The following is a 21,349-nucleotide window of genomic DNA, read 5'->3' on the forward strand; positions in this document are numbered from 1 at the left end:
AGGTCGGCGTCCTGGGAGGGCACTTTCGAGACCGTATGCGACATGGATGCGCGGGGCCGCCTAGGCATCCGAGCCCCCAGGGAGGGGTTTAGAGCCTGCCCCATGAGCGCAGCGAGTGCTTTGGGCACGGCGTGTCTAGAAAGTGCCCTCCCAGGATGCCGACCGGGCTACGAAGTCCCAAAGCCCTTAAGTAAGTGCCATTCGGGCTAGGCCAGCGGCGCCTTGCGTGTGAACACCGGCTCGCGCGGACCCGACTCCTTCTTGTTGTAGCGATAGCCACCGGCGCTGAACTCCAGCAGGCCGTCGACATCGTTCAGCTCCTGCTCGACGATATAGCGGGCCATCTGCCCACGGGCCTTCTTGGCATAAAAGCTGATGACCTTGTAGGCGCCGTTCTTCAGATCCTTGAACACCGGGGTGATGATCTCGCCGTCCACGGCCCGCGGCTGCACCGCCTTGAAGTACTCGTTCGAGGCCAGATTGACCAGCACCCGGCTGCCGCTGCGGCCCAGCTGGCCGTTCAGCGCCCGGGTGATGCGGTCACCCCAGAACTGGTACAGGTTGGCGCCGCCGCTGTTGGCGAATTTAAGCCCCATCTCCAGCCGGTAGGGCTGGATCAGGTCCAGCGGTCGCAGCAGGCCGTAGAGACCGGACAGGATCCGCAGGTGACGCTGGGCAAAGCCCAGTTGTCCGCTGTTCAGGGTGTCCGCATCCAGGCCGCTGTAGACGTCGCCCCTGAAGGCCAGGATCGCCTGCTTGGCGTTGTCCAGGTTGAAGGGGGTCGTCCAATTCTGGAAGCGCTGGTAGTTGAGGTTGGCGATAGTCTCGCTGACCCCCATCAACTCACGTATGTCCTCCGGACTCAATCGGCGGGCGTCCGCGACCAGGCTGGCGGATTGCTCGAGAAAGGCCGGCTGGGTCGACTTGCGAGTGCCGGGGGCAGTGTCAAAGTCCAGCGTCTTGGCCGGCGAAACAAGAGTCAGCATGCGATATGTCCGTGATTGGCGTAAGCGGGCCAGTCTCGGGCTTTCACCTGCCTGGCCCGGCTATGATACCCTGCACGGGTTTGATCAAAAAGACCAATAATCAATGCCACTGCTGCATCTCACTGTTCGCTACATTGACAGCTTCACGGAAGTCTGCGGTCGTCTGCTGACCTGGCTGGTGCTGGCCATGGCGCTGCTGACGGCGGCGGTGGTGGTCCTGCGCTACGGTTTCAATACCGGCTCCATCATGGCCCAGGAAACGGTGACCTACCTGCACGGCTGCCTGTTCATGCTGGGCGCCGCCTATACCCTGAAACACGATGGCCATGTCCGCGTCGACATTTTCTACCGTGAGCTGGGGCCACGGGGTCAGGCCTGGGTCAACTGCCTGGGCGGAGTGTTGTTTCTGCTGCCGCTGGGCATGTTCATTCTGCTGATAAGCTGGGACTACGTCGCGGCGTCGTGGCTGATACGCGAGACCTCGCCCGAACCCGGCGGCATTCCAGCGGTATTCCTGCTGAAGACGCTGCTGCCCCTGCTGGCCCTGAACCTGCTGCTGCAGGGGTGGCGGAAATCCTGCGCAATCTTGTCATCCTGATGAACGGGAAACGCTGATGGGGGATTTTGTCGCGCTGTGGCTGTTCGCGGCCATCTGTCTGCTGCTGATGATGGGCTATCCGGTGGCCTTCACATTGGCGGGCACCTCGCTGGCGTTTGCCGCGGTCGGAATCATCGCCGGCAATTTCGACCCGGCCTTCCTGGCGGCCCTGCCGGCACGCATCTTCGGCACCATCAGTAACGATACCCTGATTGCGGTGCCGCTGTTTGTGCTGATGGGGGTGGTACTGGAAAAATCCCGCATCGCGGAACAGCTTCTCGGTACCATGTCCCGCTGTTTCGGTTCCCTGCAGGGCGGCCTCGGAATCGGGGTAATTCTGGTGGGCATGCTGCTGGCCGCCAGCACCGGGATCGTCGGCGCCACCGTCGTGACGATGGGACTGCTGTCCCTGCCCAGCATGCTCAAGGGCGGCTACAGCCCCTCCCTGGCCGCGGGCACGATCTGCGCCACCGGTACACTGGGCCAGATCATCCCACCCTCCATCGCGCTGGTATTGCTGGGGGATGTACTGTCCAATGCCTATCAGCAGGCACAGCTGAGTGTTGGCATCTTCAACCCCAAGACAGTATCAGTGGGCGACCTGTTCATTGGAGCACTGCTGCCGGGTCTGTTGCTGGTGCTGCTGTACCTGGGCTATGTGCTGTCATTGGCCCGCCTGCGGCCAGAGTTGGCACCCAATGTCGAAACCGGCTCAGTGACATTGCCGGAGGTGCTGGGCTCCCTGCTGCCGCCGCTGATATTGATCGCGGTGGTGCTGGGCTCCATCCTGCTCGGCGCCGCCACCCCTACCGAGGCCGCCGGTGTCGGCGCCGTGGGCGCCCTGTTGCTGGCTCTGGCAAAACGGGAATTGCCTCTGCAGCGACTGCGCGATGCCTTGCAGGATACGCTGAAAATCACCTGCATGGTGTTCATGATCCTGATTGGAGCCGCCGTGTTTTCCCTGGTGTTCCGCGGTTTCGGCGGGGAGGAACTGATACAACACCTGTTCCAGCAGATGCCCGGGGGCGTACTGGGGGCAACACTGGTGGTGATGCTGGTGATTTTCCTGCTTGGCTTCATCCTCGATTTCATCGAAATCACCTTTGTGGTGGTGCCGATTGTCGGGCCCATACTGCTGGCCATGGGGCTGGACCCGGTCTGGCTGGGCATCATGATTGCGCTGAACCTGCAGACCTCCTTTCTCACGCCGCCCTTCGGCTTCGCGCTGTTTTACCTGCGCGGCGTAGCCCCGCCATCGCTGCCGACCAGCGCTATCTACCGGGGGGTGATTCCCTTTATACTTATTCAGTTGCTGGTGCTGGCCGCACTGTGGATATGGCCCGCCCTCGCAACATGGCTACCCGCCCTGCTGAAGCAGTGAATAATGCATTCCAACAACCAGACCAACAATCAGGCCCGACATGAACGATATTGATTCTGCTCCGATCCCCCAGGGCGAGTTGTCACTGCAAACCGTCGCCATGCCCCGCGATACCAATGCCAGCGGCGATATCTTTGGCGGCTGGTTACTGTCGCAGATGGACATGGCCGGCGCCATTACCGCGGCCGATGTGGCTGGCGGAAGGGTGGCTACCGTGGCGATTGAAGGTATGGCGTTTCTTACCCCGGTACATGTGGGCGCAGTGGTGACCTGCTACTCCGACGTGCTGGAGATCGGCCGCAGCTCGGTCCGCATCGTGGTAGAGGTATGGATCAATTCCAAGCACGATGGCGAACCCATCAAGGTCACCGAGGGCGAATTCGTGTATGTCGCCATCGACGAAAAGGGCCGTACCCGGACGATCAATCGCTAGCAGCCCGGCAATATCATTTTGACGGGGTACTAGTCCTCCAGCACCTTGTCGCGGACATTGATATAGGCCTGTTCCGAAATGTGGTGGTATGCGCGCACACCCTGATAGAACTCCTTGAAAGAGGCGTACACCTTCGCCGCCATCGGATCGCTGGCGACCAGTTCGCGCATCGTCTGCTCGCTGGCATGGTACAGCGCCTGCAGCACATCGTCCGGCAGTTGCCGCAGCTGGACCCCGTGCTGCTCCACCAGCTCCTGCAGCGCCGCATTGTTGCGGGCAGTGAACTCATCCAGCATGTCCTGGTTGGCGGCGCGGGCCGCATAGGTTGCTATGGCCTGCAAGTCTGGCGGCAGTGCATCGAAGGAATCCTTGTTGACAATCAGTTCCAGCATCGCGCCAGGTTCGTGCCAGCCCGGGTAATAATAGTATTTCGCCGCTTCATGCAGGCCCAGGGCCAGGTCATTGTAGGGCCCGACCCACTCCGCCGCGTCGATGACACCAGTCTGCAGGGAGGTATATACCTCGCCGCCGGGAATTCGCACGGGGGTGCCGCCCGCCGCCGAGAATACGTCCCCGGCGAGGCCGGGGATGCGCATTTTCAGTCCCTGCAGATCCTGCAATGAGTTGATTTCTTCACGGAACCAGCCCGCCATCTGCACCCCGGAATTGCCACCCGCCATCGGTATCACGTTGGACGGCGCATAGGCTTCCCGCCACAGCTCCAGGCCACCGCCGTAGTGCAGCCAGGCATTGATCTCCTGGGCGGTCATGCCGAAGGGAATGGCGGTAAAGAATACCGAGGACGGAATCTTGCCTTTCCAGTAGTACGACGCACCGTGACCGGCATCGGCTACGCCCTGCCGCACGGCATCGAACACCTCGAAGGCGGGAACCATTTCACCGGCGCCGTAGACTCGTGCCGTAAGCCGGCCCCCGCTCATCTCCTCGACCATGCGGGCAAAATTTTCCGCGCCAGAACCCAGGCCGGGCAGATTCTTGGGCCAGGTAGTGACAATCTTCCAGCGGTAGCGGGCCTGATTCCCGCTGCCGGCCTGAATACCGTCACGCCCCGCCAACAGGCCAATGCCGCCGGCGCGCTCGGCGGCCCACAGGCCCACCACGGTCACCAGCGCTGCCAGCAACAGCAGGATGATCAGGGGATAATAGCGATGGCGTGTTTCAGAAGCTGGCGAATCCATGATGATTTTATTTATCCTTGCACAACGATGTCCCAGTTTACCGTGCCCTTGCTGCCGGTGACAGCCGCCCCGACCATCAGGCGACACCGCGGCTGTCGGTCAGTCCCCACAGGTGAACGAATCGGTGATCACTGGCCAGCTCCGGATTTGCCTGCCGGATTGCTTCCAGACACTGTTGCAATTGGTCCGGGCCGAAGCGGTCGCGATCGTCAATAACCGCTGCCATCAGCTCCAGACTGTCCCGGGGAAACTGTCGGCACAGACCCGCCGCCTGCAGCTGTTGCAGTAAATGGTCGGGGAAGCGCACCGCCTGCAGCCAGGGTCGCAGCTGCTGCAGGGCCTCAGGAAAACAGCTTCCCGCCTCGGTGCAGAGCTCGGCAAGACTGTCGGCCAGCTCGGGCAGCTGCTCCGGGCGCAGCGGTGGCCACAGCTCGCGAAGGCAGGGCTGCACCCGATGACGCCAGTACTCAGCGCGCTGCTCACCGGCACCCGCAAGCGCCCCGGCGAGGGTCCGGGCGGACTGCCTCAACCCCTCCACCGGCAGCTGGGCCAGCGCTGTGGCCAGTTCCGTACCGGGTACGGCACCATCGCGTTCCAGCGCCACCAGAGTCAGGAAGGCAGCATACTGTTCACCAGCCTTGCCCAATTCCCGGTAATGCGCCGCGGTGTCCAACAGGGCGCTGCCGATAACAGGCAACAGTGGCCGGTACACCCGCGGCGCCTGCAGAAAGCCCTGCCAGGCGAGGGCCGCTTCGAGGGTCGGCTGCTGCCAGCGCAACAGCGGCAACAGCTGCGCCTCGGCCCAGACGGGCGCCGCGCGGTACAGCGCCACGGCATGAGCTGCCAGCAGGACCCGGCCGTGACGCAAGGCCTCACTCTGGTCCATACACAGTGCTGTGAACACCGGCTCCAGCAAATCCGGCAGGCCCGCACCATCAACCGGCCCGGTGGTATACCACCAGTCCAGCAGAGCCAGGGTCACCAACCCGACCGGGTGCCGGGCTGCCTGGCTCACCGGGTCCACGGTGTCTGCCTGATCGCTATCGGGCCTCACTGGCGGGGGATAATCCTGCAGCAGGATACGGTGACACAACCCAGTGAAGATCGCCTCGTGGCCATCCAGCGAGCGGGCAGTGGCCCGCAACCAGGGGCCGAGGTGGCCGGCCAGGGCCTGCAATACGGTGTCGGGCGCATCGTTCAGTACCGGTGCCACATAACGCCACGAGCGGCCGAGGAACTCCTCTTCCGCCCATATCCGCAAGCCATCGCGCCACCGAGGTGTGGGCCAGATGCCCTCCTGGGCCAGCGCATACAGCGCGTAGGCCGAAATCAGGAAATCCGCCCTGCAACGCAACAGCCAGTCGTCATCCGCACCGTCCTCGGAGCCCGGATTCTCCCTGAGCCAGGCCACCAGTTCCCGACGACTCCCGGGAGCGGGGGAGACGGCGCGGGCCGGGGGCTCCTCCGCTGCCGCCACCAGCAATTCCTGCTGATCAGCGGCCACCTGCCCGGCCCTCTCGGGGTCTGACTCGACGGTGGCCAGCCAGGCGTCGCGGGCCAGTTCCTTCAAAACCTGTAGTGCTGGTGAGCGCTGTTCCTCAACGAGAATGCCATTGTCCCGCGATTGAAGCTCCTCGGCTGCAGCCTGGGCAGCCGCCAGTTCCCCGGCCAGTGCCCGGGCATCCTGCAACAGCGCGTTAAACTCGGGCAACAGATCCGGCAACTGCTGCTGCCAGGCGGGATCGTCGCGCTGCGCACGCAGGATTGCCGCGGCCGGGTCACCGCCTGCCAGTACCAGCATCCAGGATTGCCGCCCCGGCCGGTCGACCCAGCCTGGCTGCGGACCCGTTTCGCCAGTCATCCCCGCCGGCGCCACACAGGGCCTGAGCAGGTCGCGCAGCAGCATCCGCGTGGACGCACCGGCCCCATCGCGCCTGATCTGAGCCAGGCAGTCCAGCAACCGGGTCTCCTGGGCTACTTCCGGCAGACGACCGGCCAGCAACAACCGCCACAGACAGCGCTCGAAGGGCCCGGGAATGGCCCGCGGCGCGGCTGCCACAATGCGCTCCAGTTGTTGCTGGCTGCCATCGGCCAGTAGCTGCTCAAGTTCCGCCAGGCGTTCACGAAGCAGGTCCGCAAAGTGCGGGTGCAGCCCTGTACTCCTGCCCGCGACCCAGGCCGGCAAGACCGGGTCGCCAAGATGCCGCGTCAGCCAGCGGCCCAGCTGCAGCATCACCTCATCCCAATCCGCATCGCGCCGGCCTTCCAGCAGCAGGCTCATCCTGGGACCCAACGCGGCCGCCGCGGGACGGTGCAGCAAGCTGAAACGCTGCGGACCCGCGTCGTCAACCGGGACCCCGGCCCGCGGCCGGGCAGGTCGCGGGCTTCAAACAAGGCAGCCGACAGCGGCTCGAGCCAGGCCAACGGCGGTACCGGATTCAAGTCGGCGAAGTGCCTGGCGGCCTCACCATCACCCAGGGCCCACAGAACCCTGCCCACCGCATGGTCGGCACGGGAGGCTGTCAGTGGGGGTGCTACAGCGTGTTGTGCGATAACCATCCGCCGCGAACGCACACCATCACGGTAGCTGGCCGCCCACGCCTGCAGGGTGCCGTACAGGGCCTCATGGCGGCGACGGCCGCGCGGCAACGGATACAACAGCGGCGCAAAACCGCGCGACTGCCATTCCAGTTCAACCCGCTCGCGGGTACCTTCGCGGTAGCTGGCCAGCACCCAGGCGCCGGATCGCTGCGCCGCCGGCGCCTCATCTGCGGCCAGCGCATCCATCAGGTAGCGCAGCAGCGGATCATGCAGCTCGTAGCCGATGAAACACACCGTAAAATGGCGCAGCAATTCCGACACGAAGCGTGCCGCCCAGCGCTCACCCAGGTAGGCCAGGCCGAAATCGCCACTGCTGAGCACCAGGCGGTTGAATTGTGTCTCCTGCTGCTCCAGCAGGCCATGCAGGTAGACCAGTCCGTGCCACCGGTCCGGTCTGGGCAGCGGCAACTGGGGCGCCACCAGCTCGGGCACAGCGAGCTTGTCGCGAGCTATCACCCGCCGGAATACATGGTCGACATTGCTGGTGACCAGGCGGGTGGTGCCTTCGCGGTCCGTCGCCAGTTGCAGCAATGCCCGATGGGTGTCGGTCGCGCCCCGCTTGCGCCAGCGGGGTTTCAGCACCGCCGCCAACGCCTCGCGCACCGCGTGGCGCTGGCCCGGGTGGCGACGCTCCAGGAGCTCCAGTACCGCATCGAATTGCCGGTTCCTGAAAGCCTGCTGTTCGACCGGGGTACGAGTGGTGTCCAGCGTCCTGTAGAGCTTGTTGATCAGGCCGCGGGTATCCGGCAGCCCGGCCGGCACTGCCACACCCGGACCGCAGAAAAAAACCAGCCGGCCCTCTTCCTGCGCCTGCAGCAGATGCTCCGGGATATCCGGTCCATCAGTGACGAAAACCGGCATCAGCTAATTGCTCCCCACACTACACTGGCCCGTCTGCCTGGGTGCTCATCCCGCACGATCGACAATTGCTGCATGTCTCCCCCTATTATTACTGTTCACCTCACGGCCTGTCCGGCGGTGGTCGTACTGGCTGGCGCCGGGCTACAGCAACTGCAGCTTGGCATACTGCACCACCAGCCATTTACTGCCCTCAAAATCGAAGTTCACTTCCACCCTGGCATGATTGCCACGGCCCTCGAAATTCAGCACGACGCCCTCGCCGAACACCTGATGGTAGACCCGTTGGCCCAGGTTGAGCCCGGTCTCGGGGACGCTGGCCTGGGACAGGCTGCTGACCGGGCGGCTGATGGCGGTATGCAGCCGTACCTCCCGCAGCAGTTCGGCCGGGATTTCGCGGATGAACCGCGACGGCGTGTTGTAGCTCTCGCTGCCGTGAATACGGCGCGACTCGGCATAGCTGATCACCAGGCGCTGCATCGCCCGGGTGATGCCCACATAGCAGAGCCGGCGCTCCTCTTCCAGCCGGCCCGGCTCCTCCAGCGACATGCGGTGCGGGAACAGGTTTTCCTCCATGCCGGCCAGGAATACCAGTGGGAACTCCAGGCCCTTGGCAGAGTGCAAGGTCATCAGCTGGACGCTGTCCTCGTGGCTGTCGGCCTGGGCATCACCCGCGTCCAGCGCGGCGCTGTCCAGGAACTGCTGCAATGGCGACAGCTCCTCGCCCTCGGGGCTGAACTGCTTGGCGGCGCTGACCAGTTCCTCCAGGTTTTCCACCCGGGCCTGGCCCTTCTCGCCCTTCTCCTTCTTGTGGAAGTCAATCAGGCCGGAGCCGGTGATCACATGCTCGGTCAACTCCTCCAGGCTGAGCTCGTCGGTGCCTGAATCGAGTTCGTCGATCAGTACCGTGAAGCCTTCCAGCGCCGTCAGGGCGCGGGCCGGCAACAGTTTTTCCTCCCTCGCAGCGGCGATGGCCTGCCACAGCGGCAGCTCGCGCTCCCGGGCCAGCTGGCGCAGCGTGTCCAGGGTCTTGCTGCCGATGCCGCGTGGCGGCGTGTTGACCACCCGCTCCACCGCGGCATCATCGCCGCGGTTGGTCAGCAGGCGCATATAAGCAAGCGCATTGCGGATTTCCAGGCGCTCGTAGAAGCGCTGGCCGCCGTAAATCCGGTAGGGAATCCCGCCGCGAATCAGGGCCTCCTCCAGCACCCGCGACTGGGCATTGGAGCGGTACAGGATCGCCACGGAGGCGCGCAGGTTGCCCTCGGTGATCCAGCCCTCGGCCTGTTCGACGATAAAGCGGGCCTCGTCCTGCTCGTTGAAACCCGCGTACAGGGAAATCGGCTCGCCGCTCTCGCCCGCGGTCCACAACTCCTTGCCCAACCGCCCGTGGTTATGGGCGATGACCCCATTGGCCGCCTGCAGGATGGTCTGGGTGGAGCGGTAATTCTGCTCCAGCCGCACGGTGCGGGTGTGCCGGAACTCCTCGCCGAAACGCTGGATATTCTCGATTTTGGCGCCGCGCCAGCCGTAGATGGACTGGTCGTCGTCGCCCACCGCCACCACCGGGATGCTGTCGCCCGCCAGCAGGCGCAGCCAGGCGTACTGGATGGTGTTGGTGTCCTGGAACTCGTCCACCAGGATCTGCCGGAAGCGGGCCTGGTAATGTTTCAACAGCGTGGGGCTGTGCAGCCACAGCTCGTGGGCGCGCAGCAGCAGCTCGGCAAAATCCACCAGTCCGGAGCGCTCGCAGGCGACCTCGTAGGCCTTGTAGACCTGCAGCATGGTGAGACCGAACAGATCCCCTTGCGGCAGCTCGATGTGGGCCGCGCGCAGTCCCTCGTCCTTCTGCCCATTGATATACCACTGGGCCTGCCGCGGCGGCCAGCGGGCCTCGTCCAGCTCCAGTTCCCGGCACACCCGTTTGACCAGCCGCAGCTGGTCGTCGCTGTCCAGGATCTGGAAATTCTGTGGCAGTTTGGCCTCCTGCCAGTGGGCCTTGAGCAGGCGGTGAGCGAGACCATGGAAGGTACCCACCCACATGCCGTGGGAGGGAATGTGCAGCATCTCCTCGATGCGGCTGCGCATCTCCCGCGCCGCCTTGTTGGTAAAGGTGACCGCGAGAATGGCCCAGGGGGAGACATCCTGAGCCCTGATCAGCCAGGCGATGCGGTGCACCAGCACACGGGTCTTGCCGCTGCCGGCACCGGCCAGCACCAGCAGGTTGGGGCTGTCGTCGGCAACCGCTTCGCGCTGGGCATCATTGAGGGGAGAGAGAATATCTGAAACATCCATCGCCGCATTCTACCCAAATTCCGCGGCTTGCCCAGCACCGGCTTGTGTTGATGGCTTGTGTTGATCGCCACGCCGGGAAGGCGGGAGGGTTGCTGGAAGCAATACGGCCGGCCCTCTGGTAATATCAGCGCAGCCAGCAAGGCAGCGGAGCAAGTTGATGAGCAACGATAAATACGACGATCTGGACGACGACAGTTCTGCGGATGAGCCCTGGCAGGACGACGGGCCGGGCCCAGTGTTCCCGGCGCCCACCAGGAATGGCGGCGAGGAGCCGGAACTGTACGAGGACAGTTCCGGCGGCCTGGGTGATGACAGCGAACCACCGCTGGCGGGGCGGGAACGCGAACCGGGCGCCGCGAGATATCATGCGGCCGGCTCGCAGGAAGACTACGAAGACGATGAGTTCGACGAGGACCAGCTGGAGGACGACTGGGAAGACGACTTCGAGGAAAACCCGTCACGCAGCCAGCTTTCGCGCCTTACCGATACCTGGCCTGTGGGCCTGATCGCGGTCGCCGCCATGGCCCTGCTGCTGCTCGCCGCCGGTGGCTATGGTGTGATGAAGCAGCGCTCCGCGATGGAGCAGGAGATCCGCGACCTGCAGGCACAGCTGGCCCTGGCGGGCAATCCCGGCGAGGTCCGCGAGGCGAGAGCAACCCTGGCGACGATGAAAACGGACAACCGGGAATTGCGCGGGGCGCTGGCAGCTCTGCGGGACGAGAACCGGCAGCTGGGTGATACCCTGGCCGGCCTGGAACAGCAATTGCGTACTCAGCGCGAGACCGCTGCGGCAGAACAACCGTCGTCGACACCGGCTCCAGCACCGACAACGGCGCAGGCAAGCCCGGACCAACCCGCCGAACCGGCGCCAGCGGCCACCGCCTCGGGCTGGTTTGTCAATTTTGGCAGCTACAGCGAGCGCCCCCTGGCACAGCAATGGGCCGACCGTTTGAAACCAGACGCCGGAAATGTGGTCGTATCCACTGTGCAGGTGAAAGGCAATACCCTGTACCGGGTGCGGGTCGTAGGCCTGTCCTCGGAACAGAATGCGCAATCAGTGGCCCAGACCCTGGCCCGGAAGTACGAGCTGCCGACTTTGTGGGTCGGCCGGCAGTAAACTTGGCAGGACTGCGCGGTGCTGGTACTGTTTGAACAAATTTTTCCGGAGGATTTGTATCATGAAAGCTCTCAACTATCTGCTGGCCACCCTCGCCCTGGGCAGCTCGGTCGCCATGGCGGACTGTGTAAAACCCGATGCACCCTCGCTGCCAGACGGTGCCTCGGCGAGCATGGATGACATGCTGGCGGGCCAGAAGTCCGTGAAGACCTTCCAGGAAGCCAACCTGGAGTATATGGGCTGTCTGGAAAAGACCTTCACCGCGGCAAAGTCCCGGATAGAAAGCGGCAAGGTGAGCGACGCCGAAACCGCGGAAGAGCTGAAGAGCAATTACGAGAAAGCGGTCGATGACTACAATGCGGCCGTTTCCAGGGAAGAGACTGTAGCCGGCCAGTTCAATACCGAGATCCGCGAATACAAGGCCGCCAATCCCGACTGAGGAGGCTTTCTTACTGCCTGCCCGGCGGCCGTGGGGCGGGGGCGAGCAAAATCACCCGACTCCGATCCAGGCCAGCAGCAACGGCGTCATTGCTGTTGCTGTCGCGAACCGGCCAGGTTTTCGGCCAGTGCCTGCCGGAACGTGGCCTTGAGCACGTCAATATTGCCCACCCCTCCGAAGTTGGGCCGCACAATAAAGGCTATGGAGCGGTGCGGGCCGGGCTCGTCCAGGCGCAGCGCCTGCAATTCCGAGCTCCCCGATAGCAACTGATCCAGCGCCATTTCCGGCACCAGAGTGGAACCCATGTGGCCGGCGACCATCTGGATCAGCGTATACAGGCTGGCGCCCTCCAGCGTATCCCCCAATCGGGATGCCTGCAGGTGGCAGACCGCCAGCGCGTGATCCTTCAGACAGTGCCCATCCTTCAGCAGCATCAGGTTGATGTCACGCAACTGCTCGGCATTGACCTGCTTGTGCCGTCCCAGAGGGCTGTCTCGATGGGTGACCAGAAACAGGTCTTCCTCCCAGAACGGGAATGCCAGCAGGCCGTCATGGGCGTAGGGCAGCGCAATCACGGCAGTATCCAATTCGCCATTGCGCACTTTTTCCACCAACAGATGGGATTGCTGTTCCGCAATGGATAGCCGGAAGTCAGGAAAGTCCCGCCGCACCGCCGGCAGTACCTTGGGCAGCAGATAGGGACCAATGGTAGGGATGACCCCCATCGTCAGCGGATAGCTGAGCGGCGTCCTGCCCTCCTGCGCCAGCCGATAGATGTCCTCCAGTTCCAGCTTGATGGCGGTGGCCCGCGCCAGGATCTGCTCCCCCACCGGCGTCACCAGTACCTTCTTGTTGTCCCGTTCAAACAGCTGGGTACCGAGCTGGCTCTCGAGCTCAGAGATCGCGGTACTGAGGGCCGACTGCGAAATGGCGCACTGCTCCGCAGCACGCTTGAAATGGCGGGTATTGGCTACTGCGAGGGCATAGGTCAGTTGTTTGAATGAGATCATTGCGGCCCGTATCGGAAAAACGGTATGGATTAACTATTGTATTCTATTTTACGGAATATACTATGGGCTGATATCGCCCCTGTAGTTGCGCGCGGACGCTCCGCAGCGCACATCCAAACCGGCGCAAGAGGCTGGGCTTTGCGCTATCTATGGTGCCCATTCTCGCTTTACTTATAGCTTCGTTGGCCGGGACCATCCAGGGCGTTACAGCCTGACAATCGCAAGCGGAACGGGCCTCGCGGCAACGGACGATCACCTTGTTCTTGCCACCAGGGAACATGTTGATATCCCGGTAAATTCTCAGAGCAGGGGACACAGCACCCCGTTTACCTTGAAACCAGTGACTCTGCCCCCAGTTAGAGAGTAGTACAGTGCCTCTGCCTGCGGGTTGAGCATTGTTCCTTTTTCAATGCAACCACCTCCGGACAAAGCACTATGGAAACCCTTCACAAACCGTTGCAACAGTGGACTTTCTGGCGGTTGCCGTCACTGCTGGCACTGCTGTTGTTACTCAGTGGCTGCGGGATCAATACCATCCCCACTTACGATGAGAAAGTCACCGCCGCCTGGTCCCAGGTGGAAAACCAGTACCAGCGCCGTGCCGACCTGATTCCCAACCTGGTGGAAACCGTCAAGGGTTTCGCGGCCCAGGAGCAGGAAACCCTGACTGCAGTGATTGAAGCGCGCTCCAAAGCCACATCGATTCAGGTGGACGAGAGCATTCTCAACAACCCCCAGAAACTGCAGCAGTTCCAGCAGGCCCAGGGTGAGCTGAGCAGCGCCCTTTCCCGCCTGATGGCGGTGTCGGAACGCTATCCGGACCTGAAGTCGAACCAGAACTTCCTGGCCTTGCAGTCACAACTTGAGGGTACCGAGAACCGCATTGCCGTCGCACGCCGGGATTTCATTCAGGCAGTGGAGCGCTACAACACCGAGCTGCGCACCTTTCCGGGAAAAATCTGGCACAGTATTCTCTATAGCGATCTGGAGCCCCGTGCCAACTTCGAAGCCACCACGGAAAATGCGGAAGAAGCACCCGCGGTGGAGTTCTGATGCCTGCCCCACCCCGCACAAGTCTGCTGCTGGCGCTGCTGCTGTTGCTCCCGGCCACCGTCTGGGCCCAGTCAACGCCGGAGTTTCCCGAATTGACGGGCCGGGTGGTAGACCAGGCGGACATGCTGCCCCCTGAAGCGGAAGCGCGTCTGAGCCAGATGCTTCAGGCCCACGAGCAGGCCAGCACCGAACAGCTTGTGGTGGTCACCCTGCCGGAGCTGCAGGGCTTTCCCATTGAGGATTTCGGCTATCAGCTGGGACGGCACTGGGGTATCGGCCAGGAGGGCGAGGATAACGGCGCCCTGTTGATTGTGGCCCGGGATGAACGCAAAGTCCGGATAGAAGCGGGCTATGGCCTTGAGGGCCGGCTCACCGACGCCCAGTCCTCCGTCATCATCGATCGCGTCATCACCCCGGCTTTCCGTCAGGGGGATTTTCAGGCCGGAATCGTCAACGGCGCGGCCGCCATGATCCAGGTTCTCGGTGGCGAGCCCATGGCGGCTCCCCAGAGACAGCAGCCCCACGCAGCCCAGGAAAAGCCCAATGCCGGCCTGGTGGGGCTGCTCTTCCTTCTCATGTGGGTGGTGGTGTTCTTTATCGGCAGCCGCGGTGGCCGTGGCGGTCGTGGCGGCGCGGCCCTGGTAGGCGCAGCCCTGCTGGGCGCGGCCATGGGCGGCCGCGGGGGTGGCGGCTTCGGTGGCGGTGGTTTTGGCGGCGGCGGTGGTGGCTTTGGCGGCGGCGGTGCCTCCGGTGGCTGGTAACTCCGCATGGCTATCCGCAGGCCCTGACTCCCCTCACCTGAAAATGAGAACCACAGAATCATGACATTACTCAGCAAAAGCGATCAGGAAGCCGTTACCGCTGCCATCAACGAGGTAGAACGGCAGACCGATGCCGAACTGGTAACCGTGTTGACGGCCCAGTCCGATGACTACAGCTATATCCCTTGCTCTGGGCCGGCATCCTGGCACTGCTGTTGCCGGGTATAGGCAACTACTTCGGCAGCTGGTTCGGTGCCGACATATTGTTGCTGGTACAGTGGGGGACTTTCATCCTGCTCAGCCTGCTGTTCCGGATGCCTGGCATCAACACCCGCCTGATTCCCCGGCAGGTACGTTACTGGCGGGCCTCCAACCTGGCGCGACGGCAGTTCCTGGAGCAGAACCTGCACCACACCGAGGGCGCCACCGGCATACTGATCTTCGTCTCGGAGGCGGAACGCTATGTGGAGATCCTGGTGGATCAGGGCATTGCCGACATCCTGGACAACGCGGTATGGGAGGACATAGTGGCGGACTTCACCACCAAGGTGCGCCAGGGCCAGACCCGGCAGGGCTTTCTCGACTGCATCGCTGCCTGCGGCAAGCTCCTGAAGGAGCACGTACCCGCCACCCACGAACGCAACGAACTGCCCAACCACCTGGTGATCCTGCCATAGCCACAACGGCGACGGCTGGCTTTTTGGGCTGAGCCATCTTCAATTATACTTGTTCTGGCGCAGCTACACCGGGGATCATCACGGTGAGCTCGCTGGCCTCATCGACGATTATCTATCTACAGGAGGAGAACATGGAGTCCACCAAAGCCGGACATCGTGGCGCCTGCCTCTGCGGCGCAGTCAGTATCGTAGCCAGGACCAAGAGCGACAGCATTGGCGCCTGTCATTGCACGATGTGCCGAAAGTGGGGCGGTGGTCCACTTCTTGCCGCTGAATGTGAAGGTGATGTGGATTTCGAAGGTGCCGAAGATATATCCATCTTTGCGTCTTCAGAGTGGGCTGAGCGTGGCTTCTGCCGGCAATGCGGTACTCATCTGTTTTACCGCTTGAAGCAGGAGCAGCACTACGCGATACCCGTAGGGCTTTTTGAGGACGGTGACCGGTGGAAACTCACCGAACAGATATTCGTTGACCAGAAACCGCCGTTCTACTCGTTCGCGGAAAAGACGAAAGACCTCACCGGCGAAGAAGTGTTCGCCCAGTACACCGGCGCATAGAGAGTTGACGGTGCACGGAAGCAGGGCTGACTGACACCCGGGCCCGCTACTCCACCGTCACCGACTTCGCCAGATTGCGCGGCTTGTCCACGTCAGTGCCTTTCTGTACCGCCACGTGATAGGCCAGCAGCTGCAGTGCCACGGTATAGACGATCGGTTTCAGCACTTCCGCGCACATCGGCATCTGCAACACGTGAACCCGCGGCTCGTCGACAAATCCGGCATCGCGGTCCGCAAACACGTACAGCTCGGCGCCGCGGGAGCGGACTTCTTCGATATTGGATTTGAGCTTTTCCATCAACTCATCGCCCGGAGCCACCGCTACCACCGGCATGTCGGCGTCCACCAATGCCAGCGGGCCGTGCTTGAGTTCGCCGGCGGGGTAGGCTTCGGCGTGGATGTAGGAGATTTCCTTGAGTTTGAGCGCACCCTCCAGCGCAATGGGATACTGGATACCCCGGCCCAGAAACAGTGCGTGATGCTTCAGAATGAACTGTGAGGCCATTTGCTCGATGGCTTCGTCCAGCAGCAACACCTGCTCCACACAGTCGGGCAACTCGTGCAGTGCGGCCAGCAGCTCCGCCGCGCCCTGGGCGGACAGTCGGCGGCGGCGGCCCAGCACCAGGGTCAACATCAGGAAGGCCACCAGCTGGGTGGTGAAAGCCTTGGTCGACGCCACCCCGATCTCGGCACCGGCCTGGGTCAGGAAGACCAGATCCGATTCCCGCACCAGCGAACTGTGATCCACATTGGCAATCACGAGACTGGCGATAAATTCGTCGTCGGTAGCATCGCGCAGTGCCGCCAGGGTATCGGCGGTCTCACCGGACTGAGAGACGGTGACCAGCAGGGTGCCGGGATGCTGTACCCGCTTGCGATAGCGGAATTCGGAGGCAACTTCCACTGCACAGGGGATCCCGGCCAGGTCCTCCAGCCAGTAGCGCGCCACCATCCCCGCGTGATAGCTGGTGCCGCAGGCGACGATCTGTATCGCCTGCACCTGGTCGAAAATAGCGGCGGCGGCTGAGCCAAATACATCATCGGCAATGTCGTGGGCACCCACGGCCGGCACGGTCGCCGCCAGCGCCCGCGGTTGTTCGTAGATTTCCTTGAGCATGTAGTGCTCGTAGTCACCCAGGCCGGTGCTCTCGGCGGCGGCTGACAGACGTTTCATGTCGCGCGCCACGGGCGCCCCGCTGACATCGAGTATCCGCAGGCTGGTGGCGCTCATCTGCACCATGTCGCCCTCTTCCAGATAGATGAAGCGGTCGGTCACCTGGCGCAGCGCAAGCTGGTCGGAAGCCAGGAAATTCTCGCCGATGCCGACGCCGACCACCAGCGGGCTACCGGCACGGGTGGCTACCACCTCGTCCGGATGCGCCGTGTCGACCGCAGCCAGCGCGTAGGCGCCCTGCAGGCGCTGCACGGTAGCCTGCATTGCCTGCAGCAGGCTATCGCCACCAGCCAGCTGCCGGTGCAGCAGGTGAACCACGACCTCGGTATCGGTGCCGGAAAAAAACTCGTAGCCGTCTGCCTGCAATTCCTCGCGCAACAGACCATGATTTTCGATTATGCCATTGTGGACAACGGCCACGCGCTCTCCCGACAGGTGCGGGTGGGCATTGGCCGCGGAGGGCACCCCATGGGTAGCCCAGCGGGTGTGGGCAATGCCGATGCAACCCAGTTTTGGCTCCAGTTGCTGGGCCTGTTCCAGCTCGGCGACCTTGCCCTGGCGCTTGTGCAGCAGCAGGTTGCGTTCATTGTCGATCAGCGCCATGCCGGCGGAGTCATAGCCCCGGTATTCCAACCGTCGCAGACCCTCCAGCAGAATTTCCGAAACTTCCCGCCGGGCCGTTGCCGCTACGATACCGCACATAGATCAGTCCTTGTTTGTCGTGGTTTTTCCGGGGCGCTGCCAGCCGTGGATATTGCGCTGTCGGCCACGGCCGACAGCGAGCTCATCGCTGCCCACGCGCTGGGTGATCGTCGACCCGGCAGCAACAAAGCCCTGGGCTTCGATCGCCAGCGGCGCTACCAGAGTGGCATTGGAGCCGACGAATACGCCGTCCCCGATTGTGGTGAGGTGCTTGTTGACGCCATCATAGTTGCAGGTGATGGTACCGGCGCCGATGTTGACAGAGTCGCCCATCTCACAATCGCCAATGTAGGACAGGTGATTGACCTTGCTGCCGGCACCGATATGCGCCTTTTTAGTCTCCACGAAATTGCCCACCCTGGCGCCTCCATCCAGCACAGTGCCGGGTCGCAGACGGGCGTAGGGGCCAACGCTGCAACCCGCGCCCACAATGGTCTCCTGCAGATGGCTCATGGCCTGTACCTCGCTGTCGGCGCCCACGGTGACATCGCGCAGCACGCAATTGGGACCGATGCGCACCCCGTCTGCCAGTACCACCTCGCCGGAAAAGACGCAATTGACGTCAATGACCACGTCGCGACCGCAATGCAGGCTGCCGCGGATATCCACCCGAGCCGGGTCTGCCAGGTGCACACCGGCGAGCAACAGTTCCCGTGCCTGCCGCTGCTGCAGCGAACGCTCCAGCTGGCTGAGCTGCAGTTGGTCGTTGACCCCCAACACCTCCAGCGGGTCCGCAGCGCTGGCGGTATTGACCACCACGCCGTCGGCTACCGCCATGGCCAGTACCTCGGGCAGGTAGTACTCGCCCTGCTGGTTGTCGTTGCCCACCAGCGGCAGGTAGCGGCGCAGCAACGCGGCGGGTGCCGCGAGAATGCCGGAATTGACTTCAGTCAACATGCGCTGCTCGGCGCTGGCATCCTTGTGTTCGACGACTGCGGCAAAGCGGCCGGCGCTATCGCGCAGGATACGCCCGTAACCGCCCGGGTCCTGAAGTTCAACCGTCAGCAGGGCAGGTTCGATGCGGGCACTGTCCACCAGCGCCCGCAGGGTGTCGGCAGCGATCAGCGGCACATCGCCATACAACACCAGTACCGTACTGTCGTCCTCGACTCCGGGCAGGGCTTGCAGCACGGCGTGGCCGGTACCGAGTTGCTCCGCCTGCTCGACCCATTGCAATGGTTCTGCCGCGAAGGCCTCACGCACCAGCTCCGAGCCGTGGCCTGTCACCACATGCACCGCCTCCGGTTGCAGCGCGTGGGCCGCATTGACCACATGTTGCAACAGTGGCCGGCCCGCCAGCGGATGCAACACCTTGGGCAGCCTCGATCGCATCCGCGACCCCTGGCCCGCCGCCAGGATGATAACTTCCAGTTTCATAAGCTGTTTCCGTCAGTCTGTCTGGCCCGGGACGCCGGCAGCGGCTGCCTGAGGCCGGAATTGAGCGCCATCCATATTAAAGCCTCGTTTTTGCAAAACAATGGCAAATAGGGTGGAATAGTGAAAGGCATGACCGCTGTCACATCTGCGGGCACAAAAAAGCCCCGGGGATGAGCCGGGGCCTGGCAGGGCGTGCTCGCTACAGGTCAGCCGCGACCGGCGCGATTGCGCATCTTGCGCAGGGTGGCCAGCTGGGCAGCCGCTTCCGCCAGTTGGGAGGAGGCCCGGCCATAATCGAAGTCACCGGACTGGTTGGTCAGCGTATGGACTGCTTCACGACGGGCCTCTTCCGCCGCGGCCTCGTCGACGTCGCCAGCACGCAGGGCGGTATCGGCCAGAATGGATACAACGCCTGGCTGCACTTCAATAAAACCGCCGGAGACGTAATATACCTCTTCCTCACCACCCTGCTTGACGATACGCACCGGGCCGGGCTGCAGTGAGGACAGCAGCGGGGCGTGGCCATAGGACACACCCATCTCACCCAGTTCCCCGGTGGCCACCAGCATCTCCACCAGGCCAGAGAAGATTTCCTCTTCCGCGCTGACGATATCGCAGTGAATTGTCATTGCCATGTAGAGCCCCTCTGTGCGGCGTTACAGCTTGGCCGCTTTTTCAACCGCTTCGTCAATGCTGCCGACCATGTAGAACGCCTGCTCCGGCAGATGATCGTACTCACCGGCCAGGATACCCCTGAAACCGGCGATGGTCTCTTTCAGCGAGACATATTTGCCCGGCGCACCAGTGAAGATCTCCGCCACGTGGAAGGGCTGCGACAGAAAACGCTCGATCTTGCGCGCCCGGGCCACGGTCTGCTTGTCTTCCTCGGACAGTTCATCCATCCCGAGGATGGCGATGATGTCCTTCAATTCCTTGTAGCGCTGCAATACCGTCTGCACGCCGCGGGCCGTCTCGTAGTGCTCGCTGCCGATAATCAGCGGGTCGAGCTGGCGCGAGGTGGAGTCCAGCGGATCCACCGCCGGGTAGATACCCTTGGCGGCGATATCGCGGCTCAGTACCACGGTGGAATCCAGGTGGGCAAAGGTAGTGGCCGGCGACGGATCGGTCAGATCGTCCGCCGGTACGTAAACCGCCTGGATGGAGGTGATGGAGCCCACCTTGGTGGAGGTGATCCGTTCCTGCAGTACCCCCATCTCCTCTGCCAGGGTCGGCTGGTAGCCTACCGCTGACGGCATCCGGCCCAGCAGCGCGGATACTTCGGTGCCGGCCAGGGTATAGCGGTAAATGTTGTCGATGAACAGCAGGACGTCGCGGCCCTCGTCGCGAAATTTCTCGGCCATGGTCAGGCCGGTGAGCGCTACCCGCAGACGGTTGCCGGGCGGCTCATTCATCTGGCCGTAGACCATCGCCACCTTGGAGTTGCCAAGGTTCTCGATATCGACAACCTTGGATTCCTGCATTTCGTAGTAGAAGTCGTTACCTTCCCGGGTCCGCTCACCGACACCGGCGAACACCGACAAACCGGAGTGTTCGGTGGCGATGTTGTTGATCAGTTCCATCATGTTCACGGTCTTGCCGACACCGGCACCACCGAACAGGCCGACCTTGCCGCCCTTGGCGAAGGGACAGACCAGGTCGATCACCTTGATCCCGGTCTCCAGCAGTTCGTCGGATGCCGCCAGATCCTCGTAATCAGGCGCGTTGCGGTGGATGGAAGCGCGCTCCTGCTCGCCGATCGGACCGCGTTCGTCGATCGGGTTGCCCAATACGTCCATGATCCGCCCGAGGGTCTCGACGCCGACCGGTACCGAGATCGGGGCGCCGGTATTGGATACCGCCAGGTCCCGGCTCAGACCTTCTGATGACCCCATCGCAATCGTACGCACGACGCCATCGCCCAACTGCTGCTGTACTTCCAGCGTCAGGCCTTTTTCGGTCACCACCAGGGCATCGTAGACTTTCGGCACGCTTTCGCGTGGAAACTCCACGTCGATTACCGCGCCGATAATTTGTACGACTCGTCCGCTGCTCATGTTCGGATCCTCTGTTTCAAAGTTCAATTCTGTCTGGCGCCGGTCCATCACTTGGCGATTGCCCCGCGCTCAATGTT

At 63.0% G+C, this 21,349-nt stretch carries 20 protein-coding genes; 10 read left to right on the forward strand and 10 right to left on the reverse strand.

From position 1 onward, the window contains the following. Window positions 1-206: 206 nt before the first annotated feature. The gene (gene yaaA / locus G3T16_RS09320; protein ID WP_163494900.1) at window positions 207-986 is read right to left on the reverse strand and encodes a peroxide stress protein YaaA; all 780 of its coding nucleotides are present in this window, start codon (window positions 984-986) and stop codon (window positions 207-209) included. A gap of 103 nt (window positions 987-1,089) precedes the next feature. Here yaaA and G3T16_RS09325 point away from each other — a divergent pair, with 103 nt between their 5' ends. From G3T16_RS09325 to G3T16_RS09335, 3 genes are read left to right on the forward strand one after another with little or no spacing between them, the layout of a single operon-like run. Further along, window positions 1,090-1,584 (forward strand): TRAP transporter small permease subunit, encoded by a 495-nt coding sequence (locus tag G3T16_RS09325; protein WP_232059327.1) that lies wholly within the window; start codon window positions 1,090-1,092, stop codon window positions 1,582-1,584. A 16-nt stretch (window positions 1,585-1,600) separates the two neighbouring features. Next, the gene (locus G3T16_RS09330) at window positions 1,601-2,965 is read left to right on the forward strand and encodes a TRAP transporter large permease (protein ID WP_163494901.1); all 1,365 of its coding nucleotides are present in this window, start codon (window positions 1,601-1,603) and stop codon (window positions 2,963-2,965) included. A gap of 40 nt (window positions 2,966-3,005) precedes the next feature. Further along, window positions 3,006-3,398 (forward strand): acyl-CoA thioesterase, encoded by a 393-nt coding sequence (locus tag G3T16_RS09335; RefSeq protein WP_163494903.1) that lies wholly within the window; start codon window positions 3,006-3,008, stop codon window positions 3,396-3,398. A 29-nt stretch (window positions 3,399-3,427) separates the two neighbouring features. Here G3T16_RS09335 and G3T16_RS09340 read toward each other — a convergent pair whose 3' ends face one another. The 4 genes from G3T16_RS09340 to uvrD form a co-directional block, all read right to left on the reverse strand. Next, window positions 3,428-4,597, reverse strand: a complete 1,170-nt coding sequence (locus G3T16_RS09340) for a TRAP transporter substrate-binding protein (protein WP_163494905.1) — start codon at window positions 4,595-4,597, stop codon at window positions 3,428-3,430. A 76-nt stretch (window positions 4,598-4,673) separates the two neighbouring features. Beyond that, complete coding sequence (locus tag G3T16_RS09345) at window positions 4,674-6,878, reverse strand: hypothetical protein (RefSeq protein WP_163494907.1); 2,205 nt, start codon at window positions 6,876-6,878, stop codon at window positions 4,674-4,676. After that, complete coding sequence (locus G3T16_RS09350) at window positions 6,875-8,059, reverse strand: SIR2 family protein (RefSeq protein WP_163494909.1); 1,185 nt, start codon at window positions 8,057-8,059, stop codon at window positions 6,875-6,877. Before G3T16_RS09350 ends, G3T16_RS09345 begins: the two co-directional genes overlap by 4 nt. A 141-nt stretch (window positions 8,060-8,200) precedes the next feature. Continuing rightward, the gene (gene uvrD / locus G3T16_RS09355) at window positions 8,201-10,351 is read right to left on the reverse strand and encodes a DNA helicase II (RefSeq protein WP_163494911.1); all 2,151 of its coding nucleotides are present in this window, start codon (window positions 10,349-10,351) and stop codon (window positions 8,201-8,203) included. 157 nt (window positions 10,352-10,508) lie between these two features. On the opposite strand from uvrD, the gene G3T16_RS09360 reads away from it, so the two are divergent. Both G3T16_RS09360 and G3T16_RS09365 read left to right on the forward strand, forming a co-directional pair. Beyond that, a complete protein-coding gene (locus G3T16_RS09360; RefSeq protein ID WP_163494913.1) occupies window positions 10,509-11,468 on the forward strand; it encodes an SPOR domain-containing protein in 960 nt (319 codons plus the stop codon). A gap of 61 nt (window positions 11,469-11,529) precedes the next feature. Next, the gene (locus G3T16_RS09365) at window positions 11,530-11,907 is read left to right on the forward strand and encodes a hypothetical protein (protein ID WP_163494915.1); all 378 of its coding nucleotides are present in this window, start codon (window positions 11,530-11,532) and stop codon (window positions 11,905-11,907) included. An 86-nt stretch (window positions 11,908-11,993) separates the two neighbouring features. Here the strand turns inward: G3T16_RS09365 and G3T16_RS09370 are convergent, their stop codons facing one another. Continuing rightward, a complete protein-coding gene (locus tag G3T16_RS09370; protein ID WP_163494917.1) occupies window positions 11,994-12,917 on the reverse strand; it encodes a hydrogen peroxide-inducible genes activator in 924 nt (307 codons plus the stop codon). Between the two features lie 435 nt (window positions 12,918-13,352). On the opposite strand from G3T16_RS09370, the gene G3T16_RS09375 reads away from it, so the two are divergent. The 5 genes from G3T16_RS09375 (at window position 13,353) to G3T16_RS09390 (ending at window position 15,965) form a co-directional block, all read left to right on the forward strand. Further along, a complete protein-coding gene (locus G3T16_RS09375) occupies window positions 13,353-13,970 on the forward strand; it encodes a LemA family protein (RefSeq protein WP_163494919.1) in 618 nt (205 codons plus the stop codon). After that, window positions 13,970-14,731: a TPM domain-containing protein gene (locus tag G3T16_RS09380; RefSeq protein ID WP_163494921.1), complete on the forward strand. Its 762-nt coding sequence runs from the start codon at window positions 13,970-13,972 to the stop codon at window positions 14,729-14,731. The genes G3T16_RS09375 and G3T16_RS09380 overlap by 1 nt, the downstream gene beginning before the upstream one ends. Window positions 14,732-14,791: 60 nt before the next feature. Further along, the gene (locus G3T16_RS21850; RefSeq protein WP_232059328.1) at window positions 14,792-14,959 is read left to right on the forward strand and encodes a hypothetical protein; all 168 of its coding nucleotides are present in this window, start codon (window positions 14,792-14,794) and stop codon (window positions 14,957-14,959) included. Then, on the forward strand, window positions 14,917-15,408 hold the full coding sequence (locus G3T16_RS09385; protein ID WP_232059329.1) for a TPM domain-containing protein: 492 nt from the start codon (window positions 14,917-14,919) through the stop codon (window positions 15,406-15,408). The genes G3T16_RS21850 and G3T16_RS09385 overlap by 43 nt, the downstream gene beginning before the upstream one ends. A 131-nt stretch (window positions 15,409-15,539) precedes the next feature. Next, window positions 15,540-15,965 carry a GFA family protein gene (locus tag G3T16_RS09390; RefSeq protein ID WP_163494923.1) on the forward strand — a complete coding sequence of 142 codons (426 nt, stop codon included), beginning with the start codon at window positions 15,540-15,542 and terminating at the stop codon, window positions 15,963-15,965. Between the two features lie 46 nt (window positions 15,966-16,011). Here the strand turns inward: G3T16_RS09390 and glmS are convergent, their stop codons facing one another. The 4 genes from glmS to atpD all read right to left on the reverse strand — a co-directional run bounded on the left by glmS (window position 16,012) and on the right by atpD (window position 21,272). Further along, window positions 16,012-17,841 (reverse strand): glutamine--fructose-6-phosphate transaminase (isomerizing), encoded by a 1,830-nt coding sequence (glmS, locus tag G3T16_RS09395; RefSeq protein ID WP_163494925.1) that lies wholly within the window; start codon window positions 17,839-17,841, stop codon window positions 16,012-16,014. Between the two features lie 3 nt (window positions 17,842-17,844). After that, window positions 17,845-19,218 carry a bifunctional UDP-N-acetylglucosamine diphosphorylase/glucosamine-1-phosphate N-acetyltransferase GlmU gene (gene glmU / locus G3T16_RS09400; RefSeq protein ID WP_163494927.1) on the reverse strand — a complete coding sequence of 458 codons (1,374 nt, stop codon included), beginning with the start codon at window positions 19,216-19,218 and terminating at the stop codon, window positions 17,845-17,847. A gap of 206 nt (window positions 19,219-19,424) precedes the next feature. Further along, on the reverse strand, window positions 19,425-19,853 hold the full coding sequence (locus G3T16_RS09405) for a F0F1 ATP synthase subunit epsilon (protein ID WP_163494929.1): 429 nt from the start codon (window positions 19,851-19,853) through the stop codon (window positions 19,425-19,427). 21 nt (window positions 19,854-19,874) lie between these two features. After that, entirely contained in the window at window positions 19,875-21,272 is a 1,398-nt protein-coding gene (gene atpD, locus G3T16_RS09410) for a F0F1 ATP synthase subunit beta (RefSeq protein ID WP_163494932.1), read from the reverse strand. Between the last annotated feature and the right edge of the window lie 77 nt (window positions 21,273-21,349).

The organism is Kineobactrum salinum (assembly GCF_010669285.1).
Classification (GTDB): Bacteria; Pseudomonadota; Gammaproteobacteria; order Pseudomonadales; family Halieaceae; genus Kineobactrum; species Kineobactrum salinum.

Excerpts from the sequence above, each read along its gene's own strand:
- uvrD (WP_163494911.1), bottom strand. The coding sequence starts at position 10,351 with ATGGATGTTTCAGATATTCTCTCTCCCCTCAATGATGCCCAGCGCGAA.
- glmS (WP_163494925.1), bottom strand. The coding sequence starts at position 17,841 with ATGTGCGGTATCGTAGCGGCAACGGCCCGGCGGGAAGTTTCGGAAATT.
- G3T16_RS09335 (WP_163494903.1), top strand. The coding sequence starts at position 3,006 with ATGAACGATATTGATTCTGCTCCGATCCCCCAGGGCGAGTTGTCACTG.
- G3T16_RS09330 (WP_163494901.1), top strand. The coding sequence starts at position 1,601 with ATGGGGGATTTTGTCGCGCTGTGGCTGTTCGCGGCCATCTGTCTGCTG.
- G3T16_RS09380 (WP_163494921.1), top strand. The coding sequence starts at position 13,970 with ATGCCTGCCCCACCCCGCACAAGTCTGCTGCTGGCGCTGCTGCTGTTG.
- G3T16_RS09345 (WP_163494907.1), bottom strand. The coding sequence starts at position 6,878 with ATGAGCCTGCTGCTGGAAGGCCGGCGCGATGCGGATTGGGATGAGGTG.
- G3T16_RS09350 (WP_163494909.1), bottom strand. The coding sequence starts at position 8,059 with ATGCCGGTTTTCGTCACTGATGGACCGGATATCCCGGAGCATCTGCTG.
- G3T16_RS09360 (WP_163494913.1), top strand. The coding sequence starts at position 10,509 with ATGAGCAACGATAAATACGACGATCTGGACGACGACAGTTCTGCGGAT.
- G3T16_RS09365 (WP_163494915.1), top strand. The coding sequence starts at position 11,530 with ATGAAAGCTCTCAACTATCTGCTGGCCACCCTCGCCCTGGGCAGCTCG.
- yaaA (WP_163494900.1), bottom strand. The coding sequence starts at position 986 with ATGCTGACTCTTGTTTCGCCGGCCAAGACGCTGGACTTTGACACTGCC.
- G3T16_RS09325 (WP_232059327.1), top strand. The coding sequence starts at position 1,090 with ATGCCACTGCTGCATCTCACTGTTCGCTACATTGACAGCTTCACGGAA.
- G3T16_RS09370 (WP_163494917.1), bottom strand. The coding sequence starts at position 12,917 with ATGATCTCATTCAAACAACTGACCTATGCCCTCGCAGTAGCCAATACC.
- G3T16_RS09375 (WP_163494919.1), top strand. The coding sequence starts at position 13,353 with ATGGAAACCCTTCACAAACCGTTGCAACAGTGGACTTTCTGGCGGTTG.
- G3T16_RS21850 (WP_232059328.1), top strand. The coding sequence starts at position 14,792 with ATGACATTACTCAGCAAAAGCGATCAGGAAGCCGTTACCGCTGCCATC.
- G3T16_RS09405 (WP_163494929.1), bottom strand. The coding sequence starts at position 19,853 with ATGGCAATGACAATTCACTGCGATATCGTCAGCGCGGAAGAGGAAATC.
- G3T16_RS09340 (WP_163494905.1), bottom strand. The coding sequence starts at position 4,597 with ATGGATTCGCCAGCTTCTGAAACACGCCATCGCTATTATCCCCTGATC.
- atpD (WP_163494932.1), bottom strand. The coding sequence starts at position 21,272 with ATGAGCAGCGGACGAGTCGTACAAATTATCGGCGCGGTAATCGACGTG.
- G3T16_RS09390 (WP_163494923.1), top strand. The coding sequence starts at position 15,540 with ATGGAGTCCACCAAAGCCGGACATCGTGGCGCCTGCCTCTGCGGCGCA.
- glmU (WP_163494927.1), bottom strand. The coding sequence starts at position 19,218 with ATGAAACTGGAAGTTATCATCCTGGCGGCGGGCCAGGGGTCGCGGATG.